The 406-nt window shown below is 59.9% G+C and carries 1 protein-coding gene; it reads left to right on the top strand.

The window, feature by feature from the left end; genetic code table 11:
* On the top strand, positions 1-252 hold a 252-nt coding region (locus tag AC1DIO_RS35560; RefSeq protein WP_476854979.1), incomplete at its 5' end, for a transposase.
* Positions 253-406 lie beyond the last annotated feature (154 nt).

The raw sequence follows: 406 nt of genomic DNA, 5'->3' as shown, positions 1-406 counted from the left end.
GACCGCGGCTATGATAGCGCCGCGTTCCGCCAGGCCCTGGTCGCCAAAGGCATCGCACCCTGCATTCCATCGAGCCGAAGCCGGAAAATCCCGTATCCCTACGACAAAGCGCTCTATCGCCAGCGCCACAAGGTCGAGAACCTCTTCGCTAAGCTCAAAGACTGGCGACGCATCGCCACACGATACGACCGCTGCGCCCACACTTTCTTCTCGGCAATCTGTATCGCCGCGGCCGTCATCTTCTGGCTCTGATCAACGAGATGCTGTAACGGGGCCTGCGTCGCGCGCTGCCCATTGCCACTTGCGTCTAGAAGGGCAAGCTGTCGCCGTTCCCGTACCGACCCTGAAGGTGGAGGATTACGGGATGAGGCTGTTCATCGGATTGGATGTGTCATTGGCGAAGACT

Source organism: Allobosea sp. 05T439 (assembly GCF_056396005.1).
Note: the sequence above shows the minus strand (reverse complement) of the source record. Positions and strands in the feature narration are given on the sequence as shown.